The organism is Priestia sp. USM5, assembly GCF_058323215.1.
In genome coordinates, this window is the sequence record NZ_JBSGKN010000001.1 from 245051 (window position 1) to 263093 (window position 18043).

Sequence of the window (18043 nt, forward strand, 5' to 3'; positions counted from 1 at the left end):
GTATTCTATTCTAAGAAATTCAAATTTGCGTGATTCCTAAGCTATTTATTTACAGCTTAAACTATAGAAGATGAACTAAACAATAACTAATCTTTACATAACTAAGTTATTACCCACGCTTTTTTAAACCTAATCCAGCTATTAAGGCAATGAGTATTGCCCCTGTAGCTGCAAGGAACGCATCTGAGTAGGACATAGCGTCCAATATATATAATGGATTTATCGGCTCAGTAGCATCACGTCGAGCGGATAATAATGCTCCAATCATACCTGCTCCAGTTCCTGCTCCAAGGTACAAAGCACCTTGGAAAATCCCCATTCCGACACCAACCTTGTCTGCATCGAGTGCACTTACTGCGGCGTTATTTGCGGGAGAATTCGTGAATGCAAAAGCAATCCCTACTCCGAGGACCCCCACGGAAACTAACAGAGGTGAAGCACCAGATGCATAGGTGGACAAGAATAAGGTAGACAGCCCCATCAGAGTCATCCCAGTAATTATCAGACGTTTATCCCCAAATCGATCAGAAAGACGGCCAACGAAGGGAGATAAGATTGCAACAGCCACACCACCTGGCAACAATATCATTCCAGCCTGTCCAGAAGAGAGTCCATTCACCTCAACGACTAGTAATGGGACGAACACAAGAACAGCGAAATAAGCAAACATCGAAAAAAATGCAATTATGACCGTATTGACATAATCCTTGTTATTGAACAGGACAGGTGGTACAAATGGATTTTCTGCGGTAACAATTCTCCAAATAAATCCCACCAAAGCTACAACAGAACCAATTAGGCTAGTTAACGATGAGAACGAAGAAAAACCAGAAGTTTCTCCTTGAGTGATGCCAAAAAGGAGTAATCCTACTGTGAGGCCGAGGAATAAACCACCAATGAAATCAAAGTTCTTATTGCTTCCTACGGATTCTGCCGGTTTAATTGTCGGTAACGCGTAGTAGGCACCAATAACAATCATAATGGCTAACAAAAATGTGAACCAAAACAAGGCATTCCACCCTAAATATTGACCAACTACTCCACCAAATATTGGACCAGCAGCAGTTCCAACACCAATACTTCCTGCGATAATTCCCAAAGCTCCCCCACGTTTTCCTTGTGGGAAAACCTTCGAAATTGCAATGACTGATAGAACTGGAATTGCGGACATCCCAGCACCCTGAACCATTCTTCCCAAAACCAACAATGGGAGGTTCGGGGCAATTGCACATAAAAGACTACCACTTGCCAGAATCATAATGGCAAAGATATATAGCTTTCGTAACTCAAAAAAGTCTGAGATTCGACCATAAATCGGAACTCCAATCGCAAGAACAAGTGCAATACCACTAACTATCCAACTCACTTGAGATTTCGAAGCTTCTAAATCTTTGCTTATTAGTGGAAGTACGGGATTGACTATATCACTCGTAATTGCACCTACAAGTACAGATAGGGAGAGTACCATCATTAAAAGCCTAGTAGAACCCCTTTTTTCAGATTGAATCATTTCTTTAGATTTACTATCCTTTTTCATTTTATTTCCTCCTAAAATATATTGTGATTTTAGGAGGCTAAATCCACTGCTTTCACCATAAACCTCACCTCATATCTATTTATATTGTAAAACCAAATCAACGAACTCACCATATTTCTACAGCATGATTAAAGATTCGGTTCTCCAAACTAACTGAACTGATCAAACAAAAAAAAGGCACCAGTTTAACAACCGGTGCCTAATCATTCGTATGCATTTTTACAAATGCAATAGATTCATAAATTTTTGCCCATTATATAAAAGGAGGCAAAAAGTTTTCCGGTAGTGTTTCCATTTTTTGTTTTTGTGAAAAAGGACATACTGATCCCGTTGTACCTAAATCCCCTGAAACTTTTACATGCTTTCTAAACTCGACATTAATGAAATCAATTCCCATTACTTTTTGCCTCCTTTCTCATATTGTGATAATAACACAATAATAATTGATGAAAAAGAAATAATCAACCCTACTTTTTTGAAAACCAATTTAAAGCTTTACTACTTTTACTTACATAATAAAGGCAGGTGCAGTATAAACTTTTTTAAATAGGTCTTCTTTAACGAGCAGGTAGCGTCAGTTAAAGTAGATAATTTAAGATCGAAATCATATTATAGATATTCCGAAATTGGGCGTGATTGTTGCAGGTCAAAAGCTTAATTCCTCGATAAAATAAAAAGGAATTAGTTTTTTTATTTGTGGTACATTCTTCTGACCGTAATCAATTGTCATCTAATAATTACATTGTATTTTTTCATTTGATTTAACACGTTAAATATATGTTCTTAAAGTAAAAACATTGATGTTAATGGATTTTTAGTAATTTACTCTTGATAAGACACAACTCCCAGCAGAGAAGATATAGAGGTAACGAAGCGCTTAAAAGAGTGCGGATTTATCATAGGAATTGAATTGTTAGATCATTTAATTATCGGAGATCGAAAATATATTAGTTTAAAAGAAAAAGGATACATGTAAGGCTATGCTTTTTAAAATCCTTGGGTTATAATAGTAGTCATGATTTTAAATGACAAGTTCTTTACAATCATTCGTTATTAATAGACAAAGTATGACTTTTTATCATACAATATTTGGCGTTGACATCTATGAAAAAAGTATAGAAAATAAAAAATGTTACTTATGAAATGAAGAAATTGAATTATGGAATTTTTACCTTTGCATTTTGGTAAGAGAAAGGAAGAGACACATGTTTGGAATCGGTACTAGAGACCTTGGAATAGATTTGGGTACTGCAAATACGCTCGTTTATGTAAAAGGAAAAGGAATTGTTGTGCGTGAGCCGTCTGTTGTGGCTTTGCAAACTGATACAAAACAAATCGTTGCGGTAGGTAACGATGCAAAAAATATGATTGGTCGTACACCTGGGAACGTAGTAGCCCTTCGTCCAATGAAAGATGGAGTTATTGCAGATTACGAAACAACTGCGACGATGATGAAATATTACATCAATCAAGCTCAAAAAACAAAAAGTTTGTTTGCGGGTAAGCCGTATGTAATGGTTTGTGTACCTTCTGGCATTACAGCTGTTGAGAAGCGTGCCGTTATTGATGCGACTCGTCAGGCTGGCGCGCGTGATGCGTATACAATTGAAGAACCGTTTGCTGCAGCAATCGGCGCCAATCTACCGGTTTGGGAGCCAACGGGAAGTATGGTAGTAGATATTGGTGGAGGAACAACAGAAGTTGCGATTATTTCTTTAGGCGGAATCGTAACATGTCAGTCAATCCGTATCGCTGGGGACGAGATGGATGAAGCGATTATTCAATATATTCGCAAGAATTACAATTTAATGATCGGTGAGCGTACGTCAGAAGCATTAAAAGTAGAAGTCGGTTCTGCCGGAATTCCAGAAGGTATTGAAAACATGGAAATTCGCGGACGTGACTTACTAACAGGTCTACCGAAAACAATCGAAATTTCAGCAGAAGAAATTGCAGAAGCGCTAAAAGATACAGTGGCTTCTATTGTCGATTCAGTAAAAAGTACATTAGAAAAAACACCACCTGAACTTGCGGCAGATATTATGGATCGCGGTATTGTATTAACAGGCGGTGGCGCATTGCTACGTAATTTAGATAAAGTTATTAGTGAAGAAACAAATATGCCGGTTGTCATCGCAGAAGATCCGCTTGACTGTGTTGCAATTGGAACTGGGAAAGCGTTAGAACACATTGATTTATTTAAAAATCGTACAAGCGATTCATATCGCTAAATATTAAGAGGTGTAGATCGTGCCACAATTTTTCTTAAATAAACGTTTAGTTATTTTATTGGTCAGTATTATTGTATTAGTGGCATTGATTGGTTTTTCGTTAAATGGTCGTAAAAATGTAACGTGGCCTGAACAGTTTGTCAAAGATACGGTTGGTCTTGTTCAGGCTACCTTTAATGAACCCGCACAATTTGTAGCGGGTTTCTTTCAGAATGTAGGTGACTTAAAGCGTACATACGAAGAAAACGAGGTATTAAAAGCCCGTTTAGACGAACGCATGCAATTAGAAACGAAAGCCAACGCTTTGCAGCAAGAAAATAAAAAATTAAGAGCACAGCTCGACAAAAAAACGGATTTAAGTCAATACAATCCAATCGAAGCAACAGTTATTGCTCGTAATCCAGACCGTTGGCATGAGGTAATTGCCATTGATAAAGGGACGGTTCATAATGTACAGGAAAATATGGCTGTTATGACTCCTGAAGGGCTGATTGGTAAAGTGAAGCATGCATCTAAGTTCACATCTACTGTGCAGTTAATTAGTTCATCAGATCGTACAAACCGTGTATCTGCTAAAATTCAGGCTAAAAAAGAAGTGTTTGGTTTAATTGAAGGCTATGATGATAAAGAACAGGCGCTTGTTATGCGTCGTATTCCTTTTGATGCTGATATTAAAGAAAAGCAAAAAGTAGTAACGTCCGGTCTAGGACAAGAAGACGGCATTTTTCCTAGCAATCTTCCAATTGGCGTTATCACAAAAATTGAGCCTGATGAATATGGATTAACGAAAAAAGCTTATATCAAACCTGCTGCTGACTTGTATGACTTAGATAACGTAGTTGTAGCTAAAAGAAGTGCGCCCGCTGCTGAAGACGATTTAGGGGCGGAGGAGGCTAACTGATGAAGCGGTTTGTCCTTCCTATTCTCGTGCTTGTCGTTTTTATGTTTGAAAGTATCTTTGTTAATTTTGTCGCCATGGCATCACCATGGCGAGACTGGATTCTATCGCCTCACTTTGTTGTAGTGGTACTGGCTTTTATGGCAGTGTATTATCACCCAAAGCAAGCGATGCTATATGGGGTAATCCTTGGATTCATGTACGATATTGCCTTTACGGATGTCTTAGGAGTATACGCGCTTGGATTGCCGGCCGTATGCTATATCGTATCAAAACTAATGAAGATTTTTCAGCAAAATACGCTTATCGTAATCTGCATGTCGCTATTAGCTGTAGCCATTATTGAGTTTTATGTATATGGAATTAATAGCATTATTAATATATCCGATATGACCATTGGTCGCTTCTTGCAAGAGCGATTTTACGCAACCATCATTTTAAATGCCATATTTGCACTCATTTTTGCATTTCCGCTTCAAAGATGTTTTCAATATTTCGCTAAATTTATCGATGAACGCTGATCCGAAAATATATTACGCTTCTCGTTCGTGATGTGATAAAAATGCTGATTGAAGAAACGAAAAAAAGGAATTGAGTAAGTCTCTGTCGAAATTATATATTCGTTGAGGTGAGCGTCTTGAATAAACAAAAGCAACAAAATGTGACAATTAAAGGAACAAAAGATGGATTAACGTTGCATCTCAATGATACATGTTCATTTGCAGAGCTTTTGACGGAACTTAAGACGAAGCTTTTGACAAATAAGCATGGCGATGCCGATCAAATCGTCACAGTGTATGTCAAAATCGGAAATCGTTATTTAACTACAGAGCAGGAAACCGAATTGAAGGCGCTCATAGAAGAAAATCAGTATTTAGTAGTTAAACAAATTGATAGTAACGTTATTTTAAAGCAAGATGCAGTCCGAGTAAGAGAAGAAAGTGAATTAGTATCTGTTACAAAGGTAGTTCGTTCAGGACAGGTTCTCCATGTAGAAGGCGATTTGCTTCTAGTCGGAGACGTAAATCCCGGAGGAACCGTTGTAGCTGGAGGAAATTTATTTGTATTAGGTGCTTTAAAAGGGATTGCTCATGCAGGATATCGCGGCAATAAAAACGCCGTTATTGCTGCATCGTTAATGAAACCTTCACAGCTGCGCATTGCTGATATCATTACCCGATCAGAAGAAGAGCGCAGTGAGAAGGAAGAGAATATAATGGAATGTGCATACTTAGATGATAATGATCAAATGGTGATAGATCGCGTGCAAGCTTTACCGCATCTAAGACCGAATTTGACCAGGGTAGAAAGGAGAATTTGACAGTGGGAGAGGCTATTGTTGTTACGTCTGGTAAAGGTGGAGTTGGAAAAACAACGACATCAGCCAATTTAGGTACTGCTCTAGCATTAGCTGGAAAGCGCGTGTGTCTAGTAGACACTGATATCGGCTTACGCAACTTGGATGTTGTAATGGGGCTTGAAAATCGTATTATTTATGATCTTGTAGACGTGGTAGAAGGTCGATGCCAACCGCAAAAAGCCTTGATTAAGGACAAGCGTTTTGAATGTTTGTACTTACTTCCTGCTGCTCAAACGAGTGACAAAACAGCTGTTCAACCAGAACAAATGCGAGAGTTAGTTCTTCAGTTAAAGCAAGACTATGACTATGTGGTTATTGATTGCCCAGCTGGTATTGAACAAGGCTATAAGAATGCCGTAGCTGGCGCTGATAAGGCACTCGTTGTGACAACACCGGAAGTTTCAGCTGTTCGTGATGCTGACCGTATTATTGGATTATTGGAGCAAGAGGATATCGAATCTCCAAAACTGGTTATTAACCGAATCCGTAGTCATATGATGAAAAATGGAGACATGCTGGACGTGGAAGAAATTTCTCAGCTTCTGGCTGTTGATTTAATTGGAATCGTTGCTGACGATGAAAATGTTATTCGTGCTTCTAACAACGGTGAACCAATTGTCATGGATCCATCAAGCAAAGCATCAATTGCATATCGTAATATTGCAAGACGTATTCTAGGTGAAACGGTTCCTCTTCAATCGTTAGATGAAGAAGATAAGGGAATGTTTGCACGTATTAAACGATTCTTTGGTGTTCGTTCTTAAAAAGCTTCCGATAGAGGAAGCTTTTTTTATTTGTGTGATTTTGTAGAGTCAAGCTGTCATAAGCTCCACGGACAAGTCATATAGTTGATTATACGATAAGAACAAGGAGAATGATGAATCATGAATCGACGTGCTGATGAAATCCGTAAACGAATTGCTGAGCGCAAGCGAAAACAATTAAATACAACGAAGCGTCTTCCTCAAGAACCTCTTCATACGTCCTTAATGAGTGAAGAAGAAAAATATGGATCGATGGATTATTCTGCGGTTGAATACACACCATCAGCAAAGGAATATCACCCGTTATTTCGAAAAGAACGCTTTTTATTTAAAATTTTAGCTTCGGCCTGCTTAGTGTTAATTGTAGGGATTATGTTCAAGAACGCTTCTCCTGCTTTTGAACAGGCCAGAGTGGTGGTTCAACAAACAATGGATAAAGAATTTCAGTTTGCAGCTGTTTCCTCTTGGTATGAAGATAAGTTTGGGAAGCCGTTAACGCTCCTGCCGAATAAGGAGTCTAGCAAAACGGAGCAAAGTGTAAGCGGAGAATACGCTACTCCAGCTTCAGGGAAAGTAACGGAAACATTTGCTCAAAGTAAGCAAGGGGTGACGGTTCAAACAGGAGTGGATTCTGTTGTAGAAGCAATGAGTGAAGGTATTGTAAGGTATGTAGGAAAACGTGATGATACTGGGAATACCGTTATTATTCAACATGCCGATGGAACTGAAACTTGGTATGGACAGCTCAAAAAAATCAATGTTAGCATGTATGATTTTGTGAATAAAGGCAAAGAAGTAGGAATTGTGGAAAACAGTAAAAAAGGCGATGCTGGAACGTTCTATTTTGCTATTAAAAAAGGCGATAAGTTTGTGGATCCTAGTCAGGTGATTCAATTTGAATAGTGCTTTTTCGTTATTGATGAAAATTCACATTCATCCATTGTTTTGGGGGATTTTCGTAATTGGTATCTTAACGGCTACGGTAAAGCAGCTTTTTTTGTTATTTATTATTGTAATTATTCATGAACTGGGCCACGCCGTAGCGGCTCAGTGTTTTTCTTGGCGAATTCGTAGAATTATGCTCTTACCTTTTGGAGGAGTAGCAGAAGTAGATGAACATGGTAATCGTCCATTTCGAGAAGAGTTTATTGTGACAATAAGTGGACCTCTTCAGCATCTTTGGATGTTTGGAGCTGCTTTCTTATTAATGAAAATAAATGTGTTGTCTTTGGAAACGTATGAGCAATTTATGTTTCAATGCACAGTAATTTTACTATTTAACCTTTTGCCCATTTGGCCATTGGACGGAGGGAAGCTGCTTTTTTTAATGTGCAGTCGTTCTTTACCATTTTTAGAAGCGCATAAGCTTGCACTCCGGTTATCAACGTTTTTTTTAGCTATCGGTATTATCTACGCCGTCATTATGCATCCTTTTCAGCTGCACTTATGGATTGTTATTTCATTTTTAATTATATCCGGATATTTGGAATGGAAGAGCAGGCAATTTGTCTACATGCGCTTTTTGTTGGAGAGGTATCATGGAAAAGAGCATCCAATTGGAGCTTTAAAAACGCTAAGTGTATCAACCAGTGAGACGCTCCATCAAGTCCTGCAAAAATTCCAAAGAGGTTGTAAGCATATGATTATTGCTACATCTCAAACAGGCGAGCATGTACAAATTGATGAAAATGAACTTTTACACGCTTACTTTGTAGAAAAAAGAACAAATAGCCCACTAGATGAACTTGTAACAGTTTACTGATTTCTAGTAACATAGAATAGAATGAAAAAAGTTCGGTTGCACTGACCGAACTTTTTCCTATGAATTTAGATTAAAGTGAGGCAATGTATGTGAAGGCATGTATCATTAACGCGGCTACTTCTTCCAAACGTATAGCCGTGATAAACGATAAAACACTAGAAAAAATATATTTAGAAGAACAAAGCGAGAATCAAATTATTGGTGATATATATTGGGGTAAAGTCGTAAAAGTCCTGCCGCATATGCAAGCAGCCTTTATCGATATTGGTTTATCAATGAACGGATTTATTCATCGAAATGAACTTGTATCCTATCAGCAGTCAGATAATCCTCACAAGGATCAGCAGCCGATGTCTGCTTTTATTCGTGAAGGAGAAAAAGTATTGGTTCAAGTTGTAAAAGAAGGCATTGGAACAAAAGGGCCGAAGCTGACGGGTATTATTGAATTTTCTTCTGATGAGCTTGTATATTTACCGCACGGAAACTATGTCGCTGTATCCAAAAAAATAGATGAGCCAAAACGCCAACAGTGGAAACAGCTTGGCGAGCGGTTAAAACAGGGGATGGAAGGCTTTTTATTTCGAACAGCGATTGAGGAAAAATCAGAAGCTGCGGTCCAACACAAAATAAAAGAGCTACAGAAGAAATATGAGCGCCTTGAACGACAGACACAGGGAATGAAAGCTCCTGCCCTAGTCAGCAAAGGACAAGATTTTCTCGAAACAAGAGTGCAAGCTGCACTTCAACAAGGAATTGACGGGATAGTAGTAGATGACTTTGACCTATATCAGCATCTTCAAGCTGCCTACCCTAACTCGTCAATAGAGTACTATAAAGGAAATGAAAATATTTTCTCCTTTTATGATGTGGAACGGCAAATAGAGAAGCTTTTAAAGCGAATCGTGTGGCTCAAAAGTGGAGGTTATATCGTTATTGACGAAACGGAAGCGATGACGGTCGTAGACGTGAACACGGGGAAGTTTTCAGGAAAAGATAATATTCGAAAGACGATGCTTCAAACAAATATGGAAGCTGCGTATGAACTGTCCAAACAGATGCAATTACGTCACTTAGGCGGCATGATCTTAATTGATTTTATAAATATGTCTCATAAAGAAGATCGGACAGAAGTAGAAAGGTACATGAAAAAGCTATGTGAACAAGATGAAGTGCGGACGAATGTAGTTGGCTTTACAGAGCTCGGCATATTGCAATTAACGCGGAAGAAAGTGCGCAATAGCATTGGGTCAACATTAACTATGCCTTGTGAAGTATGTGAAGGAACCGGTAAAATGATTGATTCCAAAACGGTTGCTTTTCAAATTGAACGTGTAATTTGGGAACATCGCGGCGCGGAAGAAGAGGCTATTTGGATTGAGACGCGAAGTGATGTTATAAATGAAATGAAAGCTCAAGGGTTTCTCAAAGCTCTAGAGAAAATGGTTAAAAAAACCGTATATCTTACGCCAAGCGATGATTATACAAACGCATTTGTTTTGCGTCAATTGGGGTCGAAAGAGCAGATTCAAAAAAGGGTCTCTGCTTCTATATAAATTTTTAGAAGAAAACATGAATTCCAATTGACACTAACCTTTGATTTGTAGTAAGATTTAATATGTTGGTTTGTAGCACCCGTGCTACAACCGCTCAGAACAGGTTTTAAGTTCACTTGAACACCTGTGATGGCGAGTCTTAGTTTTTAGAGGAGGTGCAGAGAATGTACGCAATTATTGAAACTGGTGGTAAGCAAATTAAAGTAGAGGCTGGTCAAGCAATCTACGTTGAAAAACTTGCTGGTGAACAAGGCGAAACAGTTACTTTTGACAAAGTATTATTTGTAGGTGGCGACAGCGTGAAAGTTGGTGTTCCTTTCGTAGAAGGTGCAACAGTTACGGCTAAAGTTGAAAAACAAGGTCGCGCTAAAAAGATCACTGTATTTAAATACAAAGCAAAGAAAAACTATCGTCGTAAGCAAGGTCACCGTCAACCTTACACAAAAGTTGTAATCGACGCTATCAACGCGTAATTATAACAAATGATTAAGGTGACGATTTCTCGTGATGCAAATAAGAAAGTTGACGGGTTCACGATGAGTGGACATGCTGACTTTTCCGAACACGGAAAAGATCTTGTTTGTGCGGGAGCATCTGCAGTTTCATTTGGAACAATTAATGCTATCTTTTCAATAAGTGGGGTTGAACCGCACTTAGAGCAAGGTGGAGATGGTGGCTATCTCCGTTGTGAGATTCCGAAAGATGTGGATTCGTTCACATTGGAACAGATTCAATTGCTATTAGAAGGTATGGTTGTTTCACTGAAAACGATCGAATTAGATTACAGTAATTATATAAAAATTAACGACAACTAAACAGGAGGTGGATGTCATGTTAGTAAGATTAGACCTTCAATTCTTCGCTTCTAAAAAAGGAGTAGGTAGTACTAAAAACGGTCGTGATTCAATCTCGAAACGTCTTGGTGCTAAACGTGCTGATGGCCAATTCGTATCTGGTGGTTCAATTTTATACCGTCAACGCGGTACTAAAATTTACCCAGGTGCAAACGTAGGTCGTGGTGGAGATGATACTTTATTCGCTCAAATCGACGGTATCGTTAAATTTGAACGTTTCGGTCGTGACCGTAAAAAAGTATCTGTATACCCTGTTGCTCAAGAAGCATAAGATACAAAAAGAAAACTCTAACCCAAGTAGGTTAGAGTTTTCTTTTTGTAGAATATTTCACCTATTACCCATTGGAATTTGTTATAATCGAACATATCTAAGAAGATTGATACGAGATGTTTGTCAGCGTTGTGAAATACTTATGCTCGAGTCAAAGTTAGGAGTGCTAAGATGGAAAAAGAATGGGATGTCGTAGAGGTATTAAGATACGCGCGGCATGATTGGTTAAATAAGCTGCAATTAATCAAAGGCAATCTAGCGTTGAATCGGCTTGATCGAGCGAATGAAATCATTGAAGAAATTGTAAATGAATCCAAACATGAATCCAAGTTAACAAACATCAATATGCGACTGTTTGCGGGCTTTGTTATGACCTATCATTGGAATAACCATGCTGTTCGCTTAGATGTGGAAGTGCTTGGAGAATTGAAGGATTTATCACAATACGATGAGTTCGTATACAACTGGTGTTGCTATTTGACAGAAGCACTCGAAAAGTATGTTGATTATCATGCAGAAAACTATTTGAGTATTTCAGTATGCATTGAAGAACAGGGAATTCGTTTCTTTTTTGACTTTAGTGGAATACTAACAGATATACAGAAGCTACAAAACAAGCTACAATGTTATGAGTGCGCTCAAGGAGTTGCATTGGTTGAACAGCATATGTCTGAAGATGAATTTAGCCTTATGCTCACAATAAGTTAAAAGCGCTTTTGCTATGGCAAGAGCTAAGATATAGAACGGAGTGAAAAAGAAATGTTTGTAGATCAGGTCAAGGTATATGTAAAAGGTGGCGACGGAGGAAATGGAATGGTTGCCTTCCGTCGCGAAAAGTACGTACCAAAAGGAGGTCCTGCAGGTGGTGACGGTGGTCACGGTGCAGATGTCATTTTTGAAGTAGAAGAAGGATTACGTACGCTGATGGATTTCCGCTATAAGCGTCACTTTAAAGCAAGCCGTGGTGAACATGGAATGTCAAAAGGACAGCACGGACGTAACGCTGAGCCGATGATTGTAAAAGTTCCACCAGGTACCGTTGTGTTGGATGAAGATACGAACGAAACGATTGCTGATTTAGTTGAGCACGGCCAGCGCGCAGTGATTGCTAAAGGTGGACGCGGAGGGCGTGGGAATACGCGTTTTGCTACACCTGCAAATCCAGCACCGGAGCTTTCAGAAAATGGAGAGCCAGGTAAAGAGAGAAATGTCATTCTTGAATTAAAAGTATTAGCCGATGTAGGATTAGTTGGTTTCCCAAGTGTCGGAAAGTCAACGTTATTATCCGTAACGTCTGCTGCAAAGCCAAAAATTGCTGAATATCATTTTACAACAATTAATCCGAATTTAGGAGTAGTTGAAACAGAAGATAATCGCAGTTTTGTGATGGCAGATTTACCAGGGCTAATCGAAGGTGCACATGAAGGTGTAGGATTAGGTCATCAGTTTTTACGTCACATTGAACGTACCCGCGTGATTGTCCATGTAATCGATATGTCAGGTTTAGAAGGCCGTGATCCATATGAAGATTACTTAACTATTAATGAAGAGCTGCGTCAGTATAATATGCGTTTAACGGAACGTCCGCAAGTAGTGGTAGCAAATAAAATGGATATCCCGCAAGCCGAAGAGAATTTAGCTGCATTCAAAGAAAAAGTAGGGGACGAAGTGAAAATCTTTCCAATTTCTGCGGCAACGCGTGATGGAATCCGCGAACTGTTATTTACAGTAGCTGATCTTGTAGAAACGACCCCGGAATTCCCAATGCAAGAAGAGGAAGATCTATCTATGCACCGCGTACTGTACAAGCATGAAAAGAAAGAAGTGGAATTTGTTATTACGCGTGATAGCGATGGCTCATACGTATTAAGCGGTGAAAAAATCGAAAAATTATTCAAGATGACTGACTTCTCACGTGAAGAATCAGTTCGTCGATTCGCGCGCCAGCTTCGAGGCATGGGCGTCGATGAAGCCCTTCGTGAACGAGGAGCAAAAGATGGCGACATTGTAAAGCTGTTTGAATATGAATTTGAATTTATCGACTAATTGTTGTTCATAGGATAAGGGGAGGGGCTTTGCTTGCATAAGAGCGATAAGCAGTTTTATTTAGTTCGCGAAGATGTATTACCGGAAGCGATGAAAAAAACATTGGATGCGAAGCTGTTAATTGAACGGGGAAAAGCTGAGTCGGTAGCAGATGCTGTACAAGCCGTAGACTTGAGTCGCAGTGCTTTTTATAAGTACCGCGACACGGTCTTTCCGTTTCAGACGGTTGTCAAACAGCGCATTATTTCACTATTTTTTCATATTGAAGATCGATCAGGAACTTTATCACATTTATTGAGCACCGTTGCATCATCAGGATGCAATGTGTTAACAATTCACCAAACCATCCCTTTACAAGGGCGTGCCAACGTAACTCTTTCATTAGATACAGCAAGTATGAGTGTTGAGTTAAATGAAATGCTGCGAAGACTGAAAAGCTTAGAGTTTGTAGATAAAGTGGACGTGCTTGGTTCAGGGGCATAATGGTAAACAGATATAGATAAGGAGAGGCATGATTGTGGGGAAAGTAGGATATTTAGGACCAAAGGCAACATTTACACATGTGGCCGTCCAAGGCGTATTTAAACAGCACGACCATATTCCATACAAAACAATTCCAGCATGCATTGACGCAGTGGATAAAGGAGAAATTGAGTATGGAATTGTACCGTTAGAAAATGCACTTGAAGGATCTGTAAATTTAACACTTGATTATCTTATTCACGAACGTCGTCTGCCGATTGTTGGAGAAATTGTGCTTCCAATTCGTCAGCATTTAATGGTTCATCCATCTCATGCAGAACAGTGGAAAAACATTGAAACGATTTATTCTCATCCTCATGCAATTGCGCAGTGTCATAAATTTTTACACGGAGAATGTACGTCAACTGCAGTAGAAGAGATGACATCAACGGCGTTTGCTGCTAAATATGTAAGCGAACACCCTGAGCTTAATATTGGAGCTATTGCGAATGGATTAGCAGCCCGTGAATATGGATTACATATTGCTTGCCCGAACATTCATGATTATGATCATAATACAACAAGATTTGTTATTTTGCATAAAGATGGAGGGCAAGAGGTGCCATTTTTAGCTGGAAACGGGTGCAAGACAACGTTAATGATTACACTTCCATCTGATCAGGCAGGAGCGCTTCATCAAGTGCTTTCAGCTTTCTCTTGGCGTAAGCTAAATCTGTCTAAAATTGAATCCCGTCCCATGAAAACAGGGCTTGGAAACTATTTCTTTATCGTTGATATTGAACAAAAAATGGATGAAGTATTAATCCCTGGGGCTATGGCTGAACTTGAGGCACTAGGCTGTAGCGTAGAGCTGTTAGGAAGCTATCCTCATACACTACTTGAAACAGAAATCCCGCTTTAAAGCGGGATTTTTTTTGTTATAACACCTTTTTACTCATTCGAAACTAAATAACCTTCCGCTTCAAGAGCTAAGCAGGCAGCATTCAGTTTTTCAATTGTATCTGCTTCAATCGTATGAAGGTGAATCCCCTCTGTTAACTGAGATAAATAAGTTGCGTTTGTTTCTTGAATTTTTTTTATGAACGTTTCTACTTCTTTTCGGGTTTGAATCATAACGGAAGCCGTTAATTCACCATACACAGGGTGTTCAACGGTTACATTTTTTACGAGAACGCCGTGGTCAACAAGCAGGAGAAGCTCCTTTTCAGCATCTTCTGGCGTATGCTGACAGGCAATAATTCGCTGATGCACGGTAGTTTGAGATGGATTTTGAATATAAATATATCCTTGGCTTGTTGCGATAATGGGCTCATTTTTAGCTTTAAGCAGCGAAATATCTTGTACAATGACTTGGCGGCTAACGTTTGTTCTTTTCGAAAGCTCACTGCCCGTCATTGGTTTATTCTCTGTTTGTAACCATTGTAGAATAAGTTCTCTTCTTTCTTCTCCAAGAATTTTCTTTTGAGTTCCTGGCACCTTTAATCCCTCCTTTTACACTGTCATAAATTCTTGCTGTAATAAATGAAAAACGGATATGAGTCGATCAATATGCTTAAACGTTGAATGTTGACTAAATGAAAGACGTACAAAGTTCTTAGCATTCGCAGTCGATTTGCCAATTGCAAGTAAAGAAGCTAATGGTTCCTGCTGATTTACATGGCAGGCACTTCCCGTAGATATAGCAATTCCGTGACGATTACATTGTAACATAACATATTGACCCTGTATGTTTGAAAATGTCAGTCCAATAATTCCAGGAAAATGAGAGTTCCCAAGGCCTTCTACCTCTATAAAAGGAGCAAGAGATTCTAGTTTTTCCAGTAAGTACGATTTTAAGCGCTCATAATGGCTTCTGGCGGTCTTCATTTCTGCATATGCGCATTCAGCTGCTGCAGTAAAGGCAGCAATGCCTGTGGTATTTACAGTCCCAGGGCGAAAGCCTTTTTCATGAGTTGCTTTATGATAAATAGGCTTCCAAGAAGAACTTGAATTCATGTATACCATTCCTACACCTTTTGGTCCGTAAATTTTATGACTAGAAACTGAGATGCTATCAGCTTTCAGCTTTTTAACATCAATAGGAAGCTTACCGAAAGATTGAACACAATCACAGTGAAAGAGAATTTCTTTTTGAGATAAAAAATGGCCAATATCCTCAATTGGCTGAATTGTACCGAGCTCATGATTGATATGCTGAATGGCTACTAGCACAGTGTCAGGTCGAATCGTCTTCTTTAAGTCGTCTACAGACACAACGCCGTTTTGATCTACAGGTACGTAAGATAAGGAAAAGCCTTCTTTTTCAAGCTGCTGCAACGTATGAAGAACTGAAGAATGTTCAAGCTTCGTTGTAACCAAATGTTTTCGTTTGCTAGTGTTTCCTTTTAAAAGAGAGTGAATAGCTAAGTAATTAGCTTCTGTTCCCCCGCTTGTAAAAAAAAGATCATCCTCTCGGCAATTTATTAACAGACTTAATTTTTTTCTGCATAGTGTAAGCAGATTCTCTGCTTGTGTTCCAAGTGTGTGAAGACTGCTGGAATTTCCATAATAGCTCGTTGCCGCTTCAGTATATACCTTAATTGCTTCTTGTCTCATTGGCGTTGTTGCTGCATAGTCCAGATAAATCATTTTCTCCCCCCGATAAAAAAACTTCTTGTCTTTCATTTAATAATATGTAAATATAGGTGTCAAGACACATGTAAATAAAGAGGTGTAAAATGTTAGAGACGGATGTTTTAATTATTGGAAGCGGATTAGCAGCGTTTTCTGCAGCTTATGAACTGTGTCGTCATAACAGAGTTGTAATGGTAACGAAAGGGAAAATTGACCGCAATAACTCAGTTCTTGCTCAAGGCGGAGTAGCAGCTGCTATTGGAAGCAGCGATCACTGGAGTGAACATCTCTATGATACGTTGATTGCGGGCAATAAGCATTGCAATGAACAAGCGGTACGCACTTTAGTGGAAGAAGGTGCGGCTGTAGTAAATGAATTGATTCATAAAGGAATGAAGTTTGATAAAAATCCAGATGGTACGCTGCATTTTGGAAAAGAAGGAGCCCATCGTGTCAATCGTATTCTGCATGCAGGTGGGGATGCAACAGGACAAGCGCTGTTCGCTTTTTTGAAAAAAGAAGTACTGCCATATATTACAGTGATTGAAAACGAAATGATTCAGCATTTAGTAACTGTAGATGGAACGTGTAGAGGTGCTATCGGACAAGGTGAAAACAACAAAATTACTATATATTATGCTCGCCAAACCATTATTGCTACCGGAGGAATCGGCGCTTTGTACAAGCATACATCTAACCAGCCGCTTGCGACAGGAGATGGGCTAGCGCTTGCGTACAGGGCTGGAGCAAAATTAGCGGACTTAGAATTTGTTCAGTTTCATCCGACCCTTTTGTATCAAAAGGAAGCGAAAGGTCTAGTATCCGAAGCGGTTCGAGGTGAAGGTGGTGTACTGGTAAATGAATGGAATGAACGCATAATGGAAGGCGTTCATCTCTTTAAGGATTTAGCACCGCGAGATGTTGTAGCAAGGACGATTTTTAATGAAATGAAAAAAGGAAGATCCGTATTTTTAGACATTGAAAAAGTGGCTCATTTTGAACAAAAATTTCCTACGATTACGGCACTGTGTCGAAAGTATAAAATTCAATTGGACAAAAAACGAATACCTGTTACTCCGGGCGCACATTTTTTAATGGGTGGAATTGAAGTAGATGCTTACGGACAAACAAGTGTTGAAGGATTGTATGCCGTGGGGGAAGTTTCTTCTACAGGCGTTCATGGAGCAAATCGTCTAGCAAGCAATTCATTGTTAGAGTGTCTTGTATTCGGAAAACGGGCAGGGCGTCATATTTTACATAAAGCGAGAACGGTATCTCGTTATACTCCCGTTCGTTACGTCTATAAAGGCATGCCTAAAATACTGCCTGCCACAAGACAAATTCAGCATAAAATGATGGATTGTGTAGGAATCATTCGTCATGAAAACGAATTGGCTACCATTGTGCATGAATTCACAAATTATTTGGATGGAATACCTCTTGATCAAGAAGTTATATATTCGAGGGAAGCTGCAACCATCTGCAATATGCTAACTGCAGGTCTGCTTATTGCCGAGTCCTCTCTTGCAAGAAAAGAAAGTAGAGGAGGTCATTACCGAAGTGACTTTCCGCATGAAAAGCAAGAGTGGGAGCATAAGCGAATTATTAAGCAGTCTGCTGCTTCAACAAAACAATCATTGATTTTATAAGCAAGGAAATCTAAAAAGAAAG

20 protein-coding genes, 1 pseudogene and 1 other annotated feature are annotated in these 18043 nt (G+C 39.2%); of the genes and pseudogenes, 17 read left to right on the forward strand and 4 right to left on the reverse strand.

The window, feature by feature from the left end; all coding sequences use genetic code 11:
• Positions 1–109: 109 nt before the first annotated feature.
• On the reverse strand, positions 110–1537 hold the full coding sequence (gene fexA, locus ACWATA_RS01230) for a chloramphenicol/florfenicol efflux MFS transporter FexA (protein ID WP_078122474.1): 1428 nt from the start codon (positions 1535–1537) through the stop codon (positions 110–112).
• Positions 1538–1790: 253 nt separating this feature from the next.
• Positions 1791–1934 (reverse strand): hypothetical protein, encoded by a 144-nt coding sequence (locus tag ACWATA_RS01235; RefSeq protein ID WP_002360221.1) that lies wholly within the window; start codon positions 1932–1934, stop codon positions 1791–1793.
• A gap of 438 nt (positions 1935–2372) precedes the next feature.
• On the opposite strand from ACWATA_RS01235, the pseudogene ACWATA_RS01240 reads away from it, so the two are divergent.
• From ACWATA_RS01240 to pheA, 16 genes and pseudogenes are all read left to right on the forward strand, one after another.
• Positions 2373–2513, forward strand: a pseudogene (locus ACWATA_RS01240) (JAB domain-containing protein); the annotation flags it as partial.
• Positions 2514–2742: 229 nt separating this feature from the next.
• Positions 2743–3768 carry a rod shape-determining protein gene (locus tag ACWATA_RS01245; protein WP_013059345.1) on the forward strand — a complete coding sequence of 342 codons (1026 nt, stop codon included), beginning with the start codon at positions 2743–2745 and terminating at the stop codon, positions 3766–3768.
• A 19-nt stretch (positions 3769–3787) separates the two neighbouring features.
• Positions 3788–4669 carry a rod shape-determining protein MreC gene (gene mreC / locus ACWATA_RS01250; RefSeq protein ID WP_013059344.1) on the forward strand — a complete coding sequence of 294 codons (882 nt, stop codon included), beginning with the start codon at positions 3788–3790 and terminating at the stop codon, positions 4667–4669.
• A complete protein-coding gene (gene mreD, locus ACWATA_RS01255; protein WP_014458115.1) occupies positions 4669–5187 on the forward strand; it encodes a rod shape-determining protein MreD in 519 nt (172 codons plus the stop codon). The genes mreC and mreD overlap by 1 nt, the downstream gene beginning before the upstream one ends.
• 116 nt (positions 5188–5303) lie before the next feature.
• Positions 5304–5987, forward strand: a complete 684-nt coding sequence (minC, locus tag ACWATA_RS01260) for a septum site-determining protein MinC (RefSeq protein WP_028411717.1) — start codon at positions 5304–5306, stop codon at positions 5985–5987.
• Positions 5988–5989: 2 nt separating this feature from the next.
• Entirely contained in the window at positions 5990–6790 is an 801-nt protein-coding gene (gene minD / locus ACWATA_RS01265) for a septum site-determining protein MinD (protein ID WP_013059341.1), read from the forward strand.
• 120 nt (positions 6791–6910) lie between these two features.
• On the forward strand, positions 6911–7693 hold the full coding sequence (locus tag ACWATA_RS01270; protein WP_028411716.1) for a M23 family metallopeptidase: 783 nt from the start codon (positions 6911–6913) through the stop codon (positions 7691–7693).
• On the forward strand, positions 7686–8552 hold the full coding sequence (locus ACWATA_RS01275) for a M50 family metallopeptidase (RefSeq protein ID WP_033579652.1): 867 nt from the start codon (positions 7686–7688) through the stop codon (positions 8550–8552). Before ACWATA_RS01270 ends, ACWATA_RS01275 begins: the two co-directional genes overlap by 8 nt.
• Positions 8553–8635: 83 nt before the next feature.
• On the forward strand, positions 8636–10105 hold the full coding sequence (locus ACWATA_RS01280) for an Rne/Rng family ribonuclease (protein ID WP_048019719.1): 1470 nt from the start codon (positions 8636–8638) through the stop codon (positions 10103–10105).
• Positions 10106–10183: 78 nt separating this feature from the next.
• Positions 10184–10255 (forward strand) — a sequence feature (ribosomal protein L21 leader region).
• 14 nt (positions 10256–10269) lie between these two features.
• Entirely contained in the window at positions 10270–10578 is a 309-nt protein-coding gene (gene rplU / locus ACWATA_RS01285) for a 50S ribosomal protein L21 (protein ID WP_013059337.1), read from the forward strand.
• 9 nt (positions 10579–10587) lie between these two features.
• Positions 10588–10920 (forward strand): ribosomal-processing cysteine protease Prp, encoded by a 333-nt coding sequence (locus tag ACWATA_RS01290; protein WP_013059336.1) that lies wholly within the window; start codon positions 10588–10590, stop codon positions 10918–10920.
• Between the two features lie 16 nt (positions 10921–10936).
• Positions 10937–11230: a 50S ribosomal protein L27 gene (rpmA, locus tag ACWATA_RS01295; protein ID WP_013059335.1), complete on the forward strand. Its 294-nt coding sequence runs from the start codon at positions 10937–10939 to the stop codon at positions 11228–11230.
• Between the two features lie 171 nt (positions 11231–11401).
• Positions 11402–11938, forward strand: coding sequence for a Spo0B C-terminal domain-containing protein (locus ACWATA_RS01300; RefSeq protein WP_013085118.1), 537 nt, complete (start codon positions 11402–11404; stop codon positions 11936–11938).
• 51 nt (positions 11939–11989) lie between these two features.
• A complete protein-coding gene (gene obgE, locus ACWATA_RS01305) occupies positions 11990–13276 on the forward strand; it encodes a GTPase ObgE (protein ID WP_028411712.1) in 1287 nt (428 codons plus the stop codon).
• A gap of 33 nt (positions 13277–13309) precedes the next feature.
• Entirely contained in the window at positions 13310–13759 is a 450-nt protein-coding gene (locus tag ACWATA_RS01310; RefSeq protein ID WP_028411711.1) for an ACT domain-containing protein, read from the forward strand.
• Positions 13760–13787: 28 nt separating this feature from the next.
• Positions 13788–14660, forward strand: coding sequence for a prephenate dehydratase (pheA, locus tag ACWATA_RS01315; RefSeq protein ID WP_028411710.1), 873 nt, complete (start codon positions 13788–13790; stop codon positions 14658–14660).
• Between the two features lie 29 nt (positions 14661–14689).
• Here the strand turns inward: pheA and ACWATA_RS01320 are convergent, their stop codons facing one another.
• Both ACWATA_RS01320 and ACWATA_RS01325 read right to left on the reverse strand, forming a co-directional pair.
• On the reverse strand, positions 14690–15235 hold the full coding sequence (locus ACWATA_RS01320; RefSeq protein WP_028411709.1) for a transcription repressor NadR: 546 nt from the start codon (positions 15233–15235) through the stop codon (positions 14690–14692).
• Positions 15236–15250: 15 nt separating this feature from the next.
• Positions 15251–16387: an IscS subfamily cysteine desulfurase gene (locus tag ACWATA_RS01325; protein WP_473049548.1), complete on the reverse strand. Its 1137-nt coding sequence runs from the start codon at positions 16385–16387 to the stop codon at positions 15251–15253.
• Positions 16388–16476: 89 nt separating this feature from the next.
• Between ACWATA_RS01325 and nadB the strand changes: the two genes are divergently transcribed.
• Positions 16477–18021, forward strand: a complete 1545-nt coding sequence (gene nadB, locus ACWATA_RS01330) for an L-aspartate oxidase (RefSeq protein WP_028411707.1) — start codon at positions 16477–16479, stop codon at positions 18019–18021.
• The last annotated feature ends 22 nt before the right edge of the window (positions 18022–18043 follow it).

Bases quoted from the DNA above. Each gene is read 5' to 3' on its own strand.
- ACWATA_RS01235 (WP_002360221.1), bottom strand. From the start codon at position 1,934: ATGGGAATTGATTTCATTAATGTCGAGTTTAGAAAGCATGTAAAAGTT.
- ACWATA_RS01325 (WP_473049548.1), bottom strand. From the start codon at position 16,387: ATGATTTATCTGGACTATGCAGCAACAACGCCAATGAGACAAGAAGCA.
- ACWATA_RS01245 (WP_013059345.1), top strand. From the start codon at position 2,743: ATGTTTGGAATCGGTACTAGAGACCTTGGAATAGATTTGGGTACTGCA.
- rplU (WP_013059337.1), top strand. From the start codon at position 10,270: ATGTACGCAATTATTGAAACTGGTGGTAAGCAAATTAAAGTAGAGGCT.
- pheA (WP_028411710.1), top strand. From the start codon at position 13,788: ATGATTGTGGGGAAAGTAGGATATTTAGGACCAAAGGCAACATTTACA.
- ACWATA_RS01270 (WP_028411716.1), top strand. From the start codon at position 6,911: ATGAATCGACGTGCTGATGAAATCCGTAAACGAATTGCTGAGCGCAAG.
- ACWATA_RS01290 (WP_013059336.1), top strand. From the start codon at position 10,588: ATGATTAAGGTGACGATTTCTCGTGATGCAAATAAGAAAGTTGACGGG.
- fexA (WP_078122474.1), bottom strand. From the start codon at position 1,537: ATGAAAAAGGATAGTAAATCTAAAGAAATGATTCAATCTGAAAAAAGG.
- ACWATA_RS01300 (WP_013085118.1), top strand. From the start codon at position 11,402: ATGGAAAAAGAATGGGATGTCGTAGAGGTATTAAGATACGCGCGGCAT.
- obgE (WP_028411712.1), top strand. From the start codon at position 11,990: ATGTTTGTAGATCAGGTCAAGGTATATGTAAAAGGTGGCGACGGAGGA.
- rpmA (WP_013059335.1), top strand. From the start codon at position 10,937: ATGTTAGTAAGATTAGACCTTCAATTCTTCGCTTCTAAAAAAGGAGTA.
- ACWATA_RS01280 (WP_048019719.1), top strand. From the start codon at position 8,636: ATGTATGTGAAGGCATGTATCATTAACGCGGCTACTTCTTCCAAACGT.
- nadB (WP_028411707.1), top strand. From the start codon at position 16,477: ATGTTAGAGACGGATGTTTTAATTATTGGAAGCGGATTAGCAGCGTTT.
- mreD (WP_014458115.1), top strand. From the start codon at position 4,669: ATGAAGCGGTTTGTCCTTCCTATTCTCGTGCTTGTCGTTTTTATGTTT.